This is a genomic window from Sphingobacterium kitahiroshimense (assembly GCF_025961315.1).
GTDB classification, from domain to species: Bacteria; Bacteroidota; Bacteroidia; order Sphingobacteriales; family Sphingobacteriaceae; genus Sphingobacterium; species Sphingobacterium anhuiense.
In genome coordinates, this window is sequence record NZ_JAOQNK010000001.1 from 1,358,581 (window position 1) to 1,374,867 (window position 16,287).

Here is a 16,287-nt window from a genome sequence, read left to right on the forward strand (position 1 = left end):
TTATTTATAGTTCTTTGTTAAAAATATCGAAATCTCCAGCGGAGGCGGCTTTCAGTAATAATGATTGCCAGAGGTTAATATGGATGATTTCGCGGTCTGTCTCGGCTCGATTCAGTGTATATAACGTTTGGGTGATATCAACAAGCGTAGCCAGACCATTTTTGTACATGGTCATCTTTTGATTATAAGCTTGTAAAGCTGCTGATACCTGTTTAGGTGCTTCAGCGTCGCTTTGCTGTGCTAATCGCATCTTAACCTCAGCAGCATCCAGTTGTGCAAAAAATTGCGCTTCCGTGGTTTGATATTCCTCACGTAAAGCATCGTTGGTGTAGCGCTGCGCACTGATTTTTTTATTCACTCGTGCAATAGATGTAATATTCCAATTGATCCCTAACCCCAAAAGATAATTTTGCCTATTGGGACGAATACCATTCCAATAGTTGCTTGTGAAGGCTTGGAGATCTGTCGCATATTCACTTTTGAATCCAGAACCGCGTGCCTGGAATACACCAAAGGCAGACAGAGTTGGTAAGTATTCTTTGCTTGATAACTTTAGCTGTTGCTCACCAACTTCAATTCGACTTCTGTAATATTGAAGTATAGGATTATTGCCTACCAGAGATACATCTACTGCAAGCGACTGAGCTGGTGTTCTTGTCACTAACCCCGTGTCAATTTGAAGGTCTGTTGTATTGATTCCCATCAATACCGTTAATTTATTATTTTGTTCTTTCACATTTTCTCCAGCTTGATTCAAGCTGATTTTTGCACGAGAAACCTCAGCCGAAGCCAAGGTTGAATCGACACCGGGCAAAATCCCATTCTTGGCTTTAGTGGCCGCAATATTAAAAAAGACTAATGCGCGATCTAGATTTTTCTGTTGATTTTTTTGGAGACGCTGACTCGCCAGAAGATTTAAGTAAGCGGCTGCAATCCTGATCTTATGCTGAAATTGTTCTTGTTGGAGATCAATTTCTAGTCGTTTACTATCGGCCTTACTCAATTCTATTCGTTCCTTTTTTCGGCCAAAAGTGTAGATATCCCAATTGATGTTTGCTAGATACAGGGCTCCAAAGGCAGCATTCCAATTCTGTTCTGGAAGGGCTGCTCCTGAGGAAGCTACTCCCAGCCCCCCAAATCCGTATAATGGACCATTTTGTCCATTAATGGTTCCATAATCTTGTTGTGCTACGACTGTCAAATTAGGCCAGAAGTCGCGTTTTACTTGTTCGTTGGTCTGTAGTGAGGATTGGACATAATACGTCTTTGCCTTGATCATTCCATAATTTGCAAGACCTTGGTCTACAGCATCTCGGATGGTAAGCTTCTGTGCAAATGAGGTTGAGGTCGCAAGTGATACAGCCAATGACAACACTAAATTCAATTTCAGCATAGGTTATATATCATTTTATGGAAACGAAGATAAGCCCCAAGTACGATGCAGTATTAGTTTAAAATGATCTATAGCGTTTAAAAGTGACCAATTTAATTCGTCATTTATTTTTCGGTGGTTATAAACTTAATACTTTTACTTTGTAACAGATTTTTAACAAAAACAAGGGATTATGAGAAAGATTCTGGAGAATAAGATCATACAGGAAATCGCATTATTGATTTTCTCGTTTATCCTCTTTACTTTGAATGATTGGATTTTGATCTTAAGCTGGAAAGGCTTTTTAATGGGGTTGGTCTATTTTCTGATCTTATACATACACGCACAGGTGAACCGTTTTTTTCTGCTGCCAATTCTGATTAAAAAAAATAAAGCCATACTTTATGCGTTGTCTTCGACCGCAATACTCCTGGTTTTTGCTTTTATTCTAAAGGAAATCACGGAAAATGTAATTTATAAGAATTGCTTTCTGTACAAAAACCTCGCTCAGAAAACTTTCCATTATCAAGTTGGGGTATTGCTGGGATCGCTGGTATGTATTTTAGGAAGTATCCAATTTATCGAATTTTATCGTTTCCAGCGATTAAAAACAAGAAGAGAACTACTTTCCAATCAAACGCAATTGTCTAATTTAAAAAAGCAGCTGAATCCTCACTTTTTGTTTAATACTTTAAATACAATCTATGGGATCAGTCTTAAATTTCCGGAACGTACCTCTGAACTGATTATCAAAGTATCACAATTACTACGTTATCAAATGGAAAGCAGCGACAGGGAATTTGTTTCAATGGACGATGAGATTGATTTTATATCAAGTTATATCGAATTGGAACGCGAACGTTTAGGTTATCGTACAAAAATTGATTTTGATTATCAACCAGAAGTGGGAATCAACAACCAAATTGCACCGATGCTGCTGATCACATTTATTGAGAATGCTTTTAAACATGGTACCTGTAGTATAGAAGATTGTTACGTAGCGATCTCAATAAAAATTGAAAAAGGGACCTTATATTTGCATGTACAAAATTCAGTCCCCATAAAAAAAAGGAATGTATTTTCAGCAAAAATAGGTTTAGAAAATACGGTAGCGCGCTTGAAGTTATTATACCCTAATCGCTATCAATTGAATACGATTGCAAATAAGGACGAGTTTGAGATCTCCTTGGTCATAAATCTTTAGCAATGGATAAAAATCGCTGCATTGTGGTTGACGACGAACCAGCTGCACATTATGTATTGGTCAATTATATTGAAAGAAGCGCTGATCTGGAGTTGGTAGCCCAATGCTACAATGCATTTGAAGCGCTGGAATATCTGAGAAATAATAGGGTTGATCTTATCTTTCTGGATATTGATATGCCAGAAATTACTGGGATGGAGTTTTTGAAAATGCTGGATAATCCTCCAAAAATAATACTGACAACAGCATATTCGGAATATGCTTTAGAAAGTTATGATTATGGGGTGGTCGACTATCTATTGAAACCTATATCATTTCCTCGCTTTTTTAAAGCTTTACAACGTTTTCTATCCTACAACAATAGTGTTATTCCATCAGAAGATGAACCTAAAACAATCAGTATCCGTATGGATGGTCGGCTTATTGATATTAAGCTTTCACAAATTGATTTTATACAAAGTTTTGGTAACTATGTAAAAATTGTCACTCCAGCACAGACGTACCTCACCGCCATCACCACGCAACAGATTTTAAAACAATTGCCTGCCTCTAAATTTGTCCGCATCCATAAATCGTATATTGCTTCTATCAATAAGGTCAGCAAATATGAGCATGGTCTAGTGCAGATCAATAATATGAACCTTCCCGTTGGAATCACTTTTAGAAGGGAACTACAAGAAAAATTAGAAAACACCTAATTCCTTCCCCTTATTGCTAATACTTAATCGATTATTGCAATCTGTCTTTTTTAATATGAAATTGGCGGAAGTTCAAAAATGATTATTTTTACAATAATAGATGCTCAAAACACCATAAATGACCAGAACCAATTCCTTATAAAAGTATGTAATAAAGTTAATTACTTTAATACATCCCGAAAAAATAGCACGTGACGGCGCTCTATACAAACCCTCTAAAATCCATTCATTTCACGACGACGGGACGTTCTGTGATTTTCACTCCAGTATTTATATTCGTAGTTCTTGCTATGATATGCTGAAGAAATGAATTAGCAATGCTAAATGCTGTTAAAATTAGGAGTTAATCAATCCAAACATTTCGTTTTAAAAGATTTATTAATCAAGTATGCATCTAAACTATATGAATATCCATTTAAAGTTCCCAAAAGGAAACATGCGGAGGCACTTATCCATACTGAATAATCAAAAGTAGGTTTAATTCCCACAGATATTGTCATGGATACAGCAAAAATTGTTAATAAAAGACCAGATGCAAAACTGATTATTTTTGTTTTGTATCCAATAAGCAGTAGCAAGGAAAAAACAATTTCTAAACCCGTGGCTATAATCGCTAAAACCTCTCCGATTGCAGGAGATACAAAGAAATTAAGTGTATTGGAGTAATCTACAAAATGTCCCCAATCTCCCCAGGAAACATTCTTACTTCCTGGATTTCCCCAAATGCCAAACCGGTCTGCTACAGCCGATAAAAAAGCAATCGCCACAGTGATGCGAACAAATAATTGAAAATACTTCTGATTCATTTTTTTAAGAATTTTATTGGTCAAAATTATATCTTACAGAAATGAAAGTAATTAAACCAGTTTAAGAAATGAGATTACTTTTTCTTTTTTTATATCATCAATAGTAGGATAAGAACATTTTTAATGTACTAACTATGAACAGAAAGACAACTTAAAATACATGAAATTGAATAAAATAAATACATTCTCTTTTTCTAAAAAACATCCAACTTATGATTAAAAAAGAGATAAGATCCACATATCATTGGCCTAAATAAAAATATAAAAAAAACCACATCTTACGACTTGGCTCTCACTAAAAAATTGCGACTTATATTTCTGTATTACAAAACGTGTGACGCCCAAATGGATACAATGTATTTTTATTTGGATTGGCAGCTTAAAACGAGAATGGTGATTTTTTAAATTTGGCTAATTGAGATCTGAAATTTCCGATTGGATATTTTCATATAGAATTGACCTGGCAGTCAAAAACCCCCATTTTCAGCTAATTCTTCAAAAGAGAAAACTACTTATCTTTGATATAGAGAATCTTTTCAATTACAGTCAAATATAAAACAAACACGTATGCTCAATCTATTCAAAAAGAACAATTCTTATCCGAAAGAAACAGAACCGGGAAATATCCATATCCAAGATGATCATCTTTTTTATGAAGATCATACCAATGAAGAGCGTGTTAATTTATCTATATTAAAATATGCTTACGTCGAAATTTTGGGTGAGGATCCATACCTATTTTTGTTCGACTACAGACAACACTACATTCCCATTCTGCAAAATGGTTTTTCTAAAATCTATCCACAACTATCTGAACGTTTTGGCTTTGACAATGCATTATTCTTTAAAATCATAAATAGCAAAAAGGAACAGAAACACCGCATTTGGATTGATAAAAAGGAAACAAATTATCAAATACTTACAGAACGACACAGCGACTATATTGATGGCCTTGAAGTACAAACAACTCCCCCTCTATTTGTTTCTTGGGATACATCATACGAAGAATTCTTAAAACTGAATATTGGTCATTTGTACGAATCAGAGTTTGAAACGAGCTACTTTAAAATCGATTATCCTGTTCGAATAGGTTCTTTAGTTATAAATAATCTGGAGTTTTATTACGATGAAAAAGATCGTCAAAATATTGCTGTTCAATCTTATTTTACAACATTATATGCTGACTCGAATAGCGATAAAAGTTATTACGAATTGCGTAAACTTTGGATGGAAGAAATTCCTACTGACATCGAAAATGCGGGATACGAACGGGACGATCAAAAATACCTAACATTTGATTTAGATGGCATAGGTTTGTCGATCTGTTATACTTATGATGTAGATAGTCAATATGATGACGGCGGAACATCATTATCGATTAATAATTATAGGGATTATTCGGAAGTAATTGCACGTGACACAATTGAATTAAACCCAGAAACGACAAAAATTCTATCGTTTGAAACCTGGTTAGATTTTCAGCCCGATTATAAAAATAATGCTAATGTTATCGCCGTACCACAATTATTGAATGAAAATGCCCAATATCACAATGCACTGTGGCTAGCAAATGATCACACATTTGGTTTTACGGGAGATCAATATGCTATTCAGTTTAATCGTACTGATATAAGTCAAATTATTGTACAAAATGTGTTACCTGCAAAAGGTGGTGGTTATGTCGAATTTTTTGTTCGATTAAAATCTGATGATTTAGTGGCAATTTATTACGGCGAACAAAATGCATTGGATGCCTATGTGCAACCTTTACAAGAGCTTTTGGGCATTGAAGTGCTAACACCTGAGCCTTATTACAATTGCTAATCGAGATTGAAATTTTACAGTAGAAGAAATTCCTTGAAATATGATTGCAAAATCACACAACAAATTGCTTTTCAAAAAAGTTCAGACAGCAAACAGTTTTACCCAACATGAAGGTACTTGAAAAGGACATAATAGCAATTTTCGCTAGACCTCGCTCCTCTTTATGTAACTGTCCTTCAGATCATTTTGACTAAGTATGTGTTAGAACCAAATATTTCAATTTCTAAAATTTAATCAAAACGCAGACTTTATTAATAATAAGCTGGCTTTAATCGACAGGTTATAATAAGAGATTTCTCACATCATAAAATAAACTGTGCGAGCATCAGCTTTTATTTGAGCAGACTATAGCGACCGACTGATATCCACGACATTGAATATCTGATCAACATCATCGAGAATAATCGTAAAATCTGGATATCTATCCTTATCGGTATTTAGAGAATGTAAGGTAAGTATTCCTTTCTCAACATCATGATCGATAATTTCTTTGATAATGACACCTTCGTAGCGGTGGACAATAACCCAATAGCGATATTTATGGGTATGAAATTTAGATTGCCACAATTCTCTTTTTATCAAACGTCCAGTAACGATATCGCCATCCAAAACACTTGCATCCGTTCCATCTGTCATACTGTCGCCACTGACTTCAAAAGAACGATATATACCACGGTGGAACTCATTGACCGTAATAAAATGTGCAGGTAAATCATCCATATATTCAGAATCGGAAAAACCTGATAAATAACCCGCTTTTGCCTTCTCCGTCACTAATTTGGTTTGCATCAAATAGCGACCAGGGGAAACTTCAAAAAAGATATTATTTTTATTTTCATCCATGAATTTCACTTCATCCGAAAAATAACCGATGGATTTACCGTTGCCCACATGCATCATAGAAACAGAACCTGACTGAACAGCAAATTCACGCTTCTCACGTTCTCCACTATTATGCACCAACCAATCATAATTCACCTTCGGAAAGGCATTTTCTATGCGCGTCTTCATCGTAAGACCAATTGGATATTCGCCTTTTTTAATACGTGAATAGACTTGCTCTCTTACACCTAAAATAGCTGCAAATTCACGATTGGTCACCTTCATTTCCAATCGTAATACCTCAAAATTATTACTTAGGTATAATTCCATGATTTTCATAGTATTTAACAATTGTTACACAATAACATAACAAGCTGAGACTAAGTTACACAATCTAGTTAACCTTAACAAATAATTTGCAACAAAATACACATAAAACACTCTATTTCAATAATTTAATTTTAAACAAAAAAGTTTATAATTTTCAATATTAGTGTTATAAAAGCCTATAAATAATTGCAAAAAATATTGCAAGTTTAACTTTAATGTTTAACTTTGTTTAACATTTGAAATTCCATTTAAATTTTATAGCAATATATAAGTCAAAAATAAGATTATGAAAATAAAATCAGCAACACTAGCATTAGCCACACGCCTAATAATCTGCTCATCCGGAATCATGGATCACAATTCCAGTCCAGATCATCAACAAGTGTCCGATTATGACAACTTTGTATTCCACTAACTGAATTATAAAACGATTAACAATTAAAAACATGAACACATTATATCATTCTTTTATTATGAACTTTTTAACAGAAAATCATCCAGAAGTACTAAAAACGATCAATAAGATGTATGAACCTGATTTGTCCAAAATTCATGCGGTACTTGACTGCTACTGTGCTTTTGTGGGTATCAATCCTGTGCAGATCAGAGGTGAATATATCAACTATAAAGATATCCAACATCGCTATAAAGCCATATCGGTTGTATTAAGAATCTTTCAACCTGAAAAATTAGTATTATTAAAAACCAAGGTTAAAAGCTCCATTTATAAGGAAACTTTACCTTATTTAAATATCAGCAACGATACTTTACAAAAATCTATTATCTGCGCATGTAATCAATACGATCTCTACAGTGATTTTAAAAAAGAAATCAAACAGATCGCAAATTATTATCTCATTCATAGCCGATTTAATAGTAACTAAATAAGTAATATCGTTATGTGTAATTACCTAATCAGAAATTGATTATAACAGCACGGCTCATAGATAAAGTATAATATGCATTTATTTTTAAAAAAAACCAGGAATTTAATCAGAAAAACCATTTACACTGCCCATACAGAAACCGCCTTTAAGAAATAATAAAAGACCATCTTATCAAACTGTAAGTGGTCTTTTTATTTTATGAAGCATAATTATTTAATATTTTTCTTAAGCCAGCGGAACCAAAGAAATATCAGACTAATTAAGGCTGCGAAAAACCAGATAATAAAGTGGTATTCCGGCTTACTTACCTGCTTTGACGAAACTTTTTTAAAAGCAACTCTTTGTTTTGCCAAATGGGATGCTTGTTTTTTTTCAGAGTAATTTATATCTTCTGTCCGATTTACTAATTGCATTGTATTGGATCGCTCGATTGCATGAATAATGACTTTCCCTTTACCCATTCGAACGTTTCCATTTTTTTCCAGCGTAATATCTTCTCCTTCAAATTCTGTTTTAGACTCACCATCTAACTTAGCAAATGATTGTACATTCGCTTTCCTTTTTATTTGAGTTTGGTGATCATACCGGAAATCTCCCTGCATTGTTGTGCCGGCTTCATACTTTTGTGATTCTACTGCCTTCGATTTTTTCTTTAAGAGACCGCAGCTACTCACCAGTAACATGATGACGGTCAATTTTAATATTTTTTTCATTTTTCATCCTCCTTAATTCTATCTGTAACTCGTTATAAAGCTTTTTGAGGTCATCGTATTCGATCTGTAACTTCGATAATGTCTTTGCACAAAAAGCTTTTTCATCATTAACTAGCTCCAGTGCTTCATTCAATTCTTCAATTGCAGCACGCAACTGTTCAATGTTTTTCTCCAGATGATCTGCATAACTGGCCCATTTATCTATAACTTTACCTGCATTTTCAACATTGGTGGCTTCCACCTCTGCTTTTTGTTTTGGACGCCCAACGAGATAACCGCAGATTCCAGTAATCAACGGAGCTCCAAACCGCTCTAATAATTCTACCAATTCCATATACACTAACTAAAATATAAATCTGATTCTGCCTGTCTTCTGCGAATAAGACCAGGTAAAATCTTCCCTCCAGCCTTATTCCATTTTAGAAATTCTTCAACAATACGAGTGTCTTCAGGATTGGTATTAATCTTCTTTAGCAATGTTGATCTTGCTAAATTAGTTGCGCCAAGATTGTAAGTAAAAGACACTAATGCATCGAATTGATTTTGATTTAATTTTTTCATTAACAATCGTTTAACGTCATTCTCATAATTGGAGAGAATTTCTAAAAGCATAGCTTCTCCTTCTATCCTGGTTAATGGTGGATCATCCATCTTCACTTTTCGACGGTTAGGTAAGTAATAGGTAAATCCGTAGCCAATAGTCGCAATACCTATGGGATCCCTATAGGGAGTGCTATACCAACCTTCAAAATCTTTTATTAGTTGTAATCCTTTTTGTCCTATTTTCATAATTCAATTATTTATGTTAAAAAAAGCCCTCCAACAGGAGAGCTCATGGATTCTTTTTTTCAAAACAGAAATAAATCAAAAGTTATTGGCAACAATAGCCAAGAATTCATGATGAACACTTTAACTTTCTCAACCATAAGCTAACCACCTATATCTCCATCAGTTTAAAACGTATTTAACAACCCTTCTACATCTTGGAAAACCCCATCAATATCTTCTTCATAAAGTACTTTTTTTGCTAAATAGTGAGCTACTTTTACAATTGCATTTGCCCCAAATCCCAGATCTTTATATTGTGCTGTGAGGGCGATTAAAAACTTCTCTTTCATGTTTGCCTTATCTAATTTGATTTATCTTACTACAAAAGTAATGGGCATACAGTATAAAAAGACTAGAAATATGGAGTATGTAAGCGGTATAGACAAGATACCGAAAATAATAAAACACGGTCTTCATAGATCATGCTGATACGCAACAACTTCTTACCTAACAACAATATAGCGAGCCCAAGCTGCAATAAGACTGGTTTTAATCAATACAGTTAATACCGTAAGTTTATGTAAACGAATAAAGCCATTCCTTATAGAATGGCTTTATTCGTTTACCGCAGATTTTAAGTCTTTTAAAATTTACACTATGTCTTGCTATATTTAATCGATAGCGATATCCTAGTCCGAAAATGCATCCAGCATATCGAATGTTGGAACAAAAAATAAAGTACCCGTTTTTGCAGTGCTAAAATCTAATATTCGATCATAATTACCTACAGGCACGCCGATAAACATATTGTTTAGCATCTTTTTTATCGTAATAAACGAGCTGGCGTAAGCAATAAAATAAGTCCCCATTTCATTGGTCCCTACTTTACCAAAAGGCATATTGTCTCGAACAATTTTAAGATCATCACCCACATTTGCAAGTGCTGAATGTGAATTTGAGGGTTTTACACCATCAGGCATCTCGATATCATCAGATTTCGACCTACCAATAACTTTTTCCTGTTCACTCACAGGCAAAGATTTCCATGCAGACATATTATGTAAATATTGCTGTACAAACAAATAACTGCATCCTTTATAAGCGGGATCTTCATCACCTATAATTCCAAAAGTGGCCCTTTCTTGGCCATGCGGATTTTCGGTACCGTCTACGAATCCAAGAATACTGCGACTGTCCCAATATCTAAAACCATGCACTTCTTCTACGCAAACTGCTATATTTTGCAGTAGTGTGGAAATAACTGCTGCCGTATCGATACAATAACTATTTTCACTCGCTCTGAAGTGGAAATGAAGATCTCCTCTTGTGGATACCGCTGTATGTTTGCTCCCCTTAATTTGTTCAAAAACTTCAAACTCCTTAGGTAACGGCAAAGGTAAATCTAATTTAATCCAAGCTTCCAAACTGATACCCATGACCACGCTAGCTCCGGAATTTGGAAAGCGAACGTTTGCAGAATTATTAAGATTAATGATAAGAGCACAGAGCTGTTTGAAAATTTCTTTTACCTCTATAACACTCTTAATATTCCATACCATAAAAATGGTGTTGTTATTTGTATAATCTAATACATTTTGTGGATTAGTATCCATAAATTAAAGTCTTTATCAATTATATCATTAAGCGTGTTCTTGACCTAAGCGCTCATAGAAGTAAATCACATGGTTCTCATTTTTAACAGCGCTATCGCTTTATGCAAATATACCGCAACGCCCCCCTACTTATTTCCTTATATTCAAATTTGGAGTTATATCAAGTTTAAAAATAACCATTTTCTAGAGAACGAAGTAAAAAACAAGACCTCTTAATATGGGCTTCACTAAGATATGAGTTAAATAGATCTACTTGTATATAAATATGGAAAACAAAAACAGTGAGCTACTCGATCCTGTAAACAAATTTTAAACAGCAAAATTATATTTATAAACACAATTAGTACATATTCGCTTGCATATTTACTACTTCTTTTATTTTATCTGTCAAATCTTGACCTTTTAAATCCTTCGCAATCACTTTTCCATGGGGATCAAGTAAAAAGTTGCAAGGTATAGTACCTATACCGTACTTCTGGTAAACTTCGCCGTTACTAGCTTTAAGATCAGAAATTTGACTCCATATTAAACCATCTTCAATAATAGCATTTAGCCACTTATCTTTTTTGCTATCTATAGAAACGCTCAAAATATCAAAATTAGCTCCTTTAAAATCATCATAAACCGCTATTAAGTTTGGATGTTCTTGCCTACAGGGTAAACACCACGATGCCCAAAAATCTAACAATAAATACTTACCTCTGTAATTTGACAATTTAATATTTCTTCCAAACCTATCGTTCATTTCAAATTCAGGGGCAATAGATCCAATGCGAACCTTGTTTTTATTTAAAAAAAACTCTTTTGTTACTGCAGCCTTTGGCAATTGCAGTAGACTATCAGATAATAAATTAAATACCTCTTCCGCTAAATGATTATATTTATTATTCCTGGCTATGTTGTTCACAAGATCTAGGCTGACATAGGAGTTAGAAAATTCTTTGGCAAATGCTAGTTGAACATCACATTGTTTATAATAATTAGCTTCCAGTAAACTCCTATTCTTATTTACTAAAGCAGTATCTTTCCTTTCTTCTTCGCTAAAGTAATCTGGATCTTTTATTGAAAGTCGTTCTTTTTCCAAAAGAGCTAATCTTTCCTGTAATAGTTGAAACGTGTTATTGACAGCAGTTCCACTTATACGCGCATTATTTAACGAATCCATACTTTGAACAGAAATTATTCCCTCTTCGAGGTATAAGCTTAACCGATCGTAAATAAAATCATAATTGTGCGTAGGATTCTGATTCCGATATAAAGAAGCCCGAATAGGTATATTTTCTATAATTCCTTCAAACTTAAAACTATTATTCTTAACAAATGTGGAATCCAAAATATATCGCCCTTCATTTCTATAGCTTAAATATATTATTTCTCCATCCAGTATTTGTTTTCCAGTACCCTGTATATCAAATTTTCGTTGTGAAAATAATGGTGTGACGATAGTGATGAAAACAAATATAATAGCAAGAATTTTCACTGCTCTTTTAAAAATCATAATCTAATGCTTAATATCTAAGGCAACATAAAATACCCTTCACCAAGATAATTATTACTGCTTTAATTAACAAATAATTACACGTGAAGTAAAGGATATGATTCGCTACAAGTATTTGTATAGTGCGTTGATTTATAGAGGGTCTTTTATGATAACATCAAACACAGGTGTTATCTATATGGAATATATTGCCAATAATCGGAATTAGTTTACACAAGATCACTAAACACCACACGTAGGAAAAACCTAGAGAAACATCGAATATTTACTATTGACTTCTGCAAAATTCAATTTCTTAAGCAGTTGAATGGTGGTATTATTTCCAATTTGGCATTGCGCAGTAATTTCTTTTACGTCCTCGCGTTCATTAATTCCACTTTGATTTTTATTTTACAATAATAAACGACTGTTATACGTTTTTTATATCACACGGAAATCTTACTCTTATTGAGCATTCTTACTTTGATTAAAATAATTTTGAAGATGAAGCTCTTCTAATCATATTTATGATCAACACTTAAGTTCATTTCTATGAAATAAGATTAATCTTTTTTTCCTACATCCCGCTGATTATCTTTTCTTGCATATCCAGCACTAAAGACCATTGCAAGCCCTGTCCCAATGAAAATAACCACCAATATAGATATAAACACTTTTACGAGTCCAGTATAATCTATCGGGAACCACTTCCAGATATAATTCAGGGCGACAAATCCCAATACGAGTAATGACGCTACAAATAGAAATGTAATGAGGTGTTTCATCGGCTAAAATTTATTTAAATACTCTTTTTTCTTCTGATCAAATTCTTCCTGCGTAATGATATTTTCGTCGAGCAGCAGTTTTAACTTTCTTAATTGCTCCATAGGATCTACACCCGCCACAGGCTGTGTAACTTCATCAATTGAATTACTAAATACTTTTCCTAAGCTCATACCTGCTCCCAATCCCACTCCTGCTCCCGCTAAACCGCCTTCGTTTTTAGCAGCGTCACGCAACGCACGGAGTTTTTCCAACTCAACATAGCTAAGACCACCTTCAGTCGCCGCATGGCTGTCAGCAGTAATATCAGCAATCTTTCCAATACGATCTTGAGTATCCTGATCAAAAGAATTACCCTCAATCCTGAAATCATGTAGCTGAACGCCGAATGTTTCTAGATCCTTTAGGAGCTGTTCTTTCATATCGCTAGACAAGCGATCAATCTCTGCATCTATCTCCGTAAAAGCTAATTTTTCTTTCGCAAAACTAGAAGTTAAGACTTGAAGAATTCGAGACTGCACGACTTCACGAAAAGACTCGGTAGTATAGTTATCCTGTGAACCGACATAGTTGGAAAAAAACTTCGCCGGATCTTTGAGTCGATATGAAAAATTACCATAAGCTGAGAGCTGAATAGGAATCTTATAATAGTCGTCAAAATACTTGATCGGTGAAGCTGTACCCCAGCCCTGATTCAGAACTTCAGCTTTACGATAATAGTAAAGTCCCATTTTATGCTCACTTTCAAACAACTGTGCGACTTTGAGCAGAGAAGTGATAAATGGATGATTATCTGTGCGGATGTTGTATACCCCGTCCTCGTCGATCACATCTGTAATCCTGCCTTCATAAACAAGAACACATCCCTGTCCCGGAGAAATAATCAATTTACTTGCATTTTTTATTTCGTCTGTAGCCGCCCGATACCGCCATATCAATACGTTTTGATCCTGTGGTTGCCATTCTATAACCGTGGCTATTTGCCTCTTAAAAAAATTAAATAGTCCCATGTTCTATCTTTTAAATATTTCGTCTCTGTCTATATCTTTCAGTACTGTACCATCATTAGCTATAATGATGATCCGATTGGAACTGGAAGCCCCCGATCTATCGTAATAACTAAAAACAACTCCTCCAGTATAACCGTACATATCACTTTCAACAGCGTAATTATCGCTTTTGGGTGTATATGTCCAAATGATTTTCCCACTTTCGGTATCGATTTTCTGAATATAGGTATGACCTTCAGGATTGGCATCTGGCAATCCTGTAATATACAAACTCGTACTATCTTGGTATCCGATATCAGCTTTAAAATATAGACGATCTGGTGTGAGATCAACAAATTTTGTAATCCGAGGTTCTTTCACCAATTTCTTTGTATATGGAAATGAACCGTAATAAATACCAGACTTCTTTGGATATTGATACACCTTCTGCCAACTCACTTGATAACTATAAGGAAGCATGATCGGATAACCGGAATTGTTTTTATACCAATATTTTATCAATTGGATTTTCTCTTCTGGATAATCACTGCTTTTTTCGGAAAATGTATAATAAACAGACGTTCTAGCGCCTGGCAACAGGCTGGAAAGCCCTGTACCGGCCTCACGTCTCTGCATATGATCTTTATAGATTTTTCGAACTAAAGGGTAATAGTAGTATTCCTTCCCATCGTTGGTCATGATATTAAAACCATCTCCTTCCCGATCTTGTGTAAATTTTAAAGTAGCTATACCAGAAGAAAATTCAGGAACATCACCAAAAAAGGTATTCGTTACATCTATGACTTCATTTTTTGCCGGATCAATTTTATATACCTTATTGCTCTTATCAGCACAGATATAAAATCCACCATCGCTAAAAACCCGAGTTTGTATATAAAAATCATCTTTCCATCCTGGAAGTGGGATATCATTAACTATTTTCTCTTTTAATGGATCATAAAAACGTGCAAAATATTCAGCACCTTCCCGAGAAAAAGCATCTTTGCTACGATTAATAATAAAAAGAAACATCGGATTTTTACTATTATATGCTGTAAATGCTAAATATTCCTTGATTCGATCTACATATTCCTTTTTCTTAGGTGAATCGTCGGAAGAGACTAAAGTCGAAATACCTCCACTTTTGTTTCCACAGGTTCTGATGATACTGCTAAAAATTACAAAAAACAAAATACCAGCTACAACAAAAAATAGATACTTTTTGGTTTTCGGATCTAGTCCATTAAATCTTCCGTCGCCGTATTGATGCTTTACATTAACGTTAATATCGTCATTATCCAAAAAGTACTCAGTGCCACAATTGTTGCAGATATAATGGTCTTCTTTAATATTCTGCTTCTTAACACTACCACAATGTGGACATTTTAACGCCTTAATTTGTTTTGCCATGTTCTCTATACAGATTATAATACTAAAAATATAAATAATATCTCATGTCTGTGAAATAATTATTCAAATTAAAGATTAGCTATTAAAATAACGAGAACAGTAGAGCGATTAAATCCTTTCTGATTTTTGATAGTTTCTTCCTTATCATTACAGTTTAAAGTTTAAACCAGTTTACATATGCGGTTTTTATGCGTTCTTACTTGGCTTTTGTTTCCATTCGCTGGTGCCAGAACGTTAATTCCTTAAAATAGTTTGTTTTAATTTGCTGGAAATACAGAAGCAACGTGTCGTGATAACGTTAAATATAGCCTGATATCGGTTTATATAGGTGCAACATTTGAAGTTAAGCACCATCAGACAATAAAACAACTTAGATTTACCGCAAGATATAAATACCTCTTTTGCAGCATTAGGCTACATGCTAGTACCCCGCTTTTAACAAAAGTCGTAACTGCACCGTACTTGCACCACCCTTGCACCGTCCATGCACAAGGAAAAGGACGGTGCACTTGCGGTGCAAGTACGGTGCAACTATGGGAGAAATTAAAAGCGTGTTAAAAGAAGGTACGAACAACGTTAAAAGAAGATCCG

At 34.5% G+C, this 16,287-nt stretch carries 17 protein-coding genes; 5 read left to right on the top strand and 12 right to left on the bottom strand.

Annotated elements, in window-relative coordinates; genetic code table 11:
* Positions 1–4 precede the first annotated feature (4 nt).
* Positions 5–1,393: a TolC family protein gene (locus M2265_RS06230; protein WP_132771410.1), complete on the bottom strand. Its 1,389-nt coding sequence runs from the start codon at positions 1,391–1,393 to the stop codon at positions 5–7.
* 172 nt (positions 1,394–1,565) lie between these two features.
* On the opposite strand from M2265_RS06230, the gene M2265_RS06235 reads away from it, so the two are divergent.
* Complete coding sequence (locus tag M2265_RS06235; protein WP_021188896.1) at positions 1,566–2,576, top strand: sensor histidine kinase; 1,011 nt, start codon at positions 1,566–1,568, stop codon at positions 2,574–2,576.
* A gap of 2 nt (positions 2,577–2,578) precedes the next feature.
* The gene (locus tag M2265_RS06240; RefSeq protein WP_132771409.1) at positions 2,579–3,274 is read left to right on the top strand and encodes a LytR/AlgR family response regulator transcription factor; all 696 of its coding nucleotides are present in this window, start codon (positions 2,579–2,581) and stop codon (positions 3,272–3,274) included.
* Between the two features lie 347 nt (positions 3,275–3,621).
* On the opposite strand, the gene M2265_RS06245 is transcribed toward M2265_RS06240, so the two are convergent.
* Positions 3,622–4,080 carry a DoxX family membrane protein gene (locus M2265_RS06245; protein ID WP_132771408.1) on the bottom strand — a complete coding sequence of 153 codons (459 nt, stop codon included), beginning with the start codon at positions 4,078–4,080 and terminating at the stop codon, positions 3,622–3,624.
* Positions 4,081–4,647: 567 nt separating this feature from the next.
* On the opposite strand from M2265_RS06245, the gene M2265_RS06250 reads away from it, so the two are divergent.
* Entirely contained in the window at positions 4,648–5,904 is a 1,257-nt protein-coding gene (locus M2265_RS06250; protein ID WP_132771407.1) for a hypothetical protein, read from the top strand.
* 345 nt (positions 5,905–6,249) lie between these two features.
* On the opposite strand, the gene M2265_RS06255 is transcribed toward M2265_RS06250, so the two are convergent.
* Positions 6,250–7,056 (bottom strand): helix-turn-helix domain-containing protein, encoded by an 807-nt coding sequence (locus M2265_RS06255; RefSeq protein WP_132771406.1) that lies wholly within the window; start codon positions 7,054–7,056, stop codon positions 6,250–6,252.
* A 286-nt stretch (positions 7,057–7,342) separates the two neighbouring features.
* Between M2265_RS06255 and M2265_RS06260 the strand changes: the two genes are divergently transcribed.
* Entirely contained in the window at positions 7,343–7,471 is a 129-nt protein-coding gene (locus M2265_RS06260) for a hypothetical protein (RefSeq protein WP_262708425.1), read from the top strand.
* Between the two features lie 31 nt (positions 7,472–7,502).
* Positions 7,503–7,940, top strand: a complete 438-nt coding sequence (locus M2265_RS06265) for a hypothetical protein (protein ID WP_132771405.1) — start codon at positions 7,503–7,505, stop codon at positions 7,938–7,940.
* A 212-nt stretch (positions 7,941–8,152) separates the two neighbouring features.
* Here M2265_RS06265 and M2265_RS06270 read toward each other — a convergent pair whose 3' ends face one another.
* The 9 genes from M2265_RS06270 to M2265_RS06310 all read right to left on the bottom strand — a co-directional run bounded on the left by M2265_RS06270 (position 8,153) and on the right by M2265_RS06310 (position 15,696).
* Positions 8,153–8,656 (bottom strand): hypothetical protein, encoded by a 504-nt coding sequence (locus M2265_RS06270; RefSeq protein ID WP_132771404.1) that lies wholly within the window; start codon positions 8,654–8,656, stop codon positions 8,153–8,155.
* Positions 8,610–8,990: a hypothetical protein gene (locus M2265_RS06275; protein WP_132771403.1), complete on the bottom strand. Its 381-nt coding sequence runs from the start codon at positions 8,988–8,990 to the stop codon at positions 8,610–8,612. Before M2265_RS06275 ends, M2265_RS06270 begins: the two co-directional genes overlap by 47 nt.
* A gap of 5 nt (positions 8,991–8,995) precedes the next feature.
* Complete coding sequence (locus M2265_RS06280; protein WP_132771402.1) at positions 8,996–9,445, bottom strand: lysozyme; 450 nt, start codon at positions 9,443–9,445, stop codon at positions 8,996–8,998.
* 164 nt (positions 9,446–9,609) lie between these two features.
* Positions 9,610–9,774 carry a hypothetical protein gene (locus M2265_RS06285; protein WP_165905944.1) on the bottom strand — a complete coding sequence of 55 codons (165 nt, stop codon included), beginning with the start codon at positions 9,772–9,774 and terminating at the stop codon, positions 9,610–9,612.
* A gap of 339 nt (positions 9,775–10,113) precedes the next feature.
* Positions 10,114–11,037, bottom strand: coding sequence for a Dyp-type peroxidase (locus M2265_RS06290; RefSeq protein WP_132771401.1), 924 nt, complete (start codon positions 11,035–11,037; stop codon positions 10,114–10,116).
* 340 nt (positions 11,038–11,377) lie between these two features.
* Positions 11,378–12,535 (bottom strand): TlpA disulfide reductase family protein, encoded by a 1,158-nt coding sequence (locus M2265_RS06295; protein ID WP_132771400.1) that lies wholly within the window; start codon positions 12,533–12,535, stop codon positions 11,378–11,380.
* Positions 12,536–13,077: 542 nt separating this feature from the next.
* A complete protein-coding gene (locus M2265_RS06300; RefSeq protein ID WP_132771399.1) occupies positions 13,078–13,299 on the bottom strand; it encodes a hypothetical protein in 222 nt (73 codons plus the stop codon).
* 3 nt (positions 13,300–13,302) lie between these two features.
* Entirely contained in the window at positions 13,303–14,307 is a 1,005-nt protein-coding gene (locus M2265_RS06305; RefSeq protein ID WP_132771398.1) for an SPFH domain-containing protein, read from the bottom strand.
* 3 nt (positions 14,308–14,310) lie between these two features.
* Positions 14,311–15,696, bottom strand: coding sequence for a hypothetical protein (locus M2265_RS06310; protein ID WP_132771397.1), 1,386 nt, complete (start codon positions 15,694–15,696; stop codon positions 14,311–14,313).
* Positions 15,697–16,287: the final 591 nt, after the last annotated feature.

What these genes read in the sequence shown, in the direction of transcription:
- M2265_RS06230 (WP_132771410.1), bottom strand. Translation starts at nt 1,393, where the DNA reads ATGCTGAAATTGAATTTAGTGTTGTCATTGGCTGTATCACTTGCGACC.
- M2265_RS06235 (WP_021188896.1), top strand. Translation starts at nt 1,566, where the DNA reads ATGAGAAAGATTCTGGAGAATAAGATCATACAGGAAATCGCATTATTG.
- M2265_RS06240 (WP_132771409.1), top strand. Translation starts at nt 2,579, where the DNA reads ATGGATAAAAATCGCTGCATTGTGGTTGACGACGAACCAGCTGCACAT.
- M2265_RS06245 (WP_132771408.1), bottom strand. Translation starts at nt 4,080, where the DNA reads ATGAATCAGAAGTATTTTCAATTATTTGTTCGCATCACTGTGGCGATT.
- M2265_RS06250 (WP_132771407.1), top strand. Translation starts at nt 4,648, where the DNA reads ATGCTCAATCTATTCAAAAAGAACAATTCTTATCCGAAAGAAACAGAA.
- M2265_RS06255 (WP_132771406.1), bottom strand. Translation starts at nt 7,056, where the DNA reads ATGGAATTATACCTAAGTAATAATTTTGAGGTATTACGATTGGAAATG.
- M2265_RS06260 (WP_262708425.1), top strand. Translation starts at nt 7,343, where the DNA reads ATGAAAATAAAATCAGCAACACTAGCATTAGCCACACGCCTAATAATC.
- M2265_RS06265 (WP_132771405.1), top strand. Translation starts at nt 7,503, where the DNA reads ATGAACACATTATATCATTCTTTTATTATGAACTTTTTAACAGAAAAT.
- M2265_RS06270 (WP_132771404.1), bottom strand. Translation starts at nt 8,656, where the DNA reads ATGAAAAAAATATTAAAATTGACCGTCATCATGTTACTGGTGAGTAGC.
- M2265_RS06275 (WP_132771403.1), bottom strand. Translation starts at nt 8,990, where the DNA reads ATGGAATTGGTAGAATTATTAGAGCGGTTTGGAGCTCCGTTGATTACT.
- M2265_RS06280 (WP_132771402.1), bottom strand. Translation starts at nt 9,445, where the DNA reads ATGAAAATAGGACAAAAAGGATTACAACTAATAAAAGATTTTGAAGGT.
- M2265_RS06285 (WP_165905944.1), bottom strand. Translation starts at nt 9,774, where the DNA reads ATGAAAGAGAAGTTTTTAATCGCCCTCACAGCACAATATAAAGATCTG.
- M2265_RS06290 (WP_132771401.1), bottom strand. Translation starts at nt 11,037, where the DNA reads ATGGATACTAATCCACAAAATGTATTAGATTATACAAATAACAACACC.
- M2265_RS06295 (WP_132771400.1), bottom strand. Translation starts at nt 12,535, where the DNA reads ATGATTTTTAAAAGAGCAGTGAAAATTCTTGCTATTATATTTGTTTTC.
- M2265_RS06300 (WP_132771399.1), bottom strand. Translation starts at nt 13,299, where the DNA reads ATGAAACACCTCATTACATTTCTATTTGTAGCGTCATTACTCGTATTG.
- M2265_RS06305 (WP_132771398.1), bottom strand. Translation starts at nt 14,307, where the DNA reads ATGGGACTATTTAATTTTTTTAAGAGGCAAATAGCCACGGTTATAGAA.
- M2265_RS06310 (WP_132771397.1), bottom strand. Translation starts at nt 15,696, where the DNA reads ATGGCAAAACAAATTAAGGCGTTAAAATGTCCACATTGTGGTAGTGTT.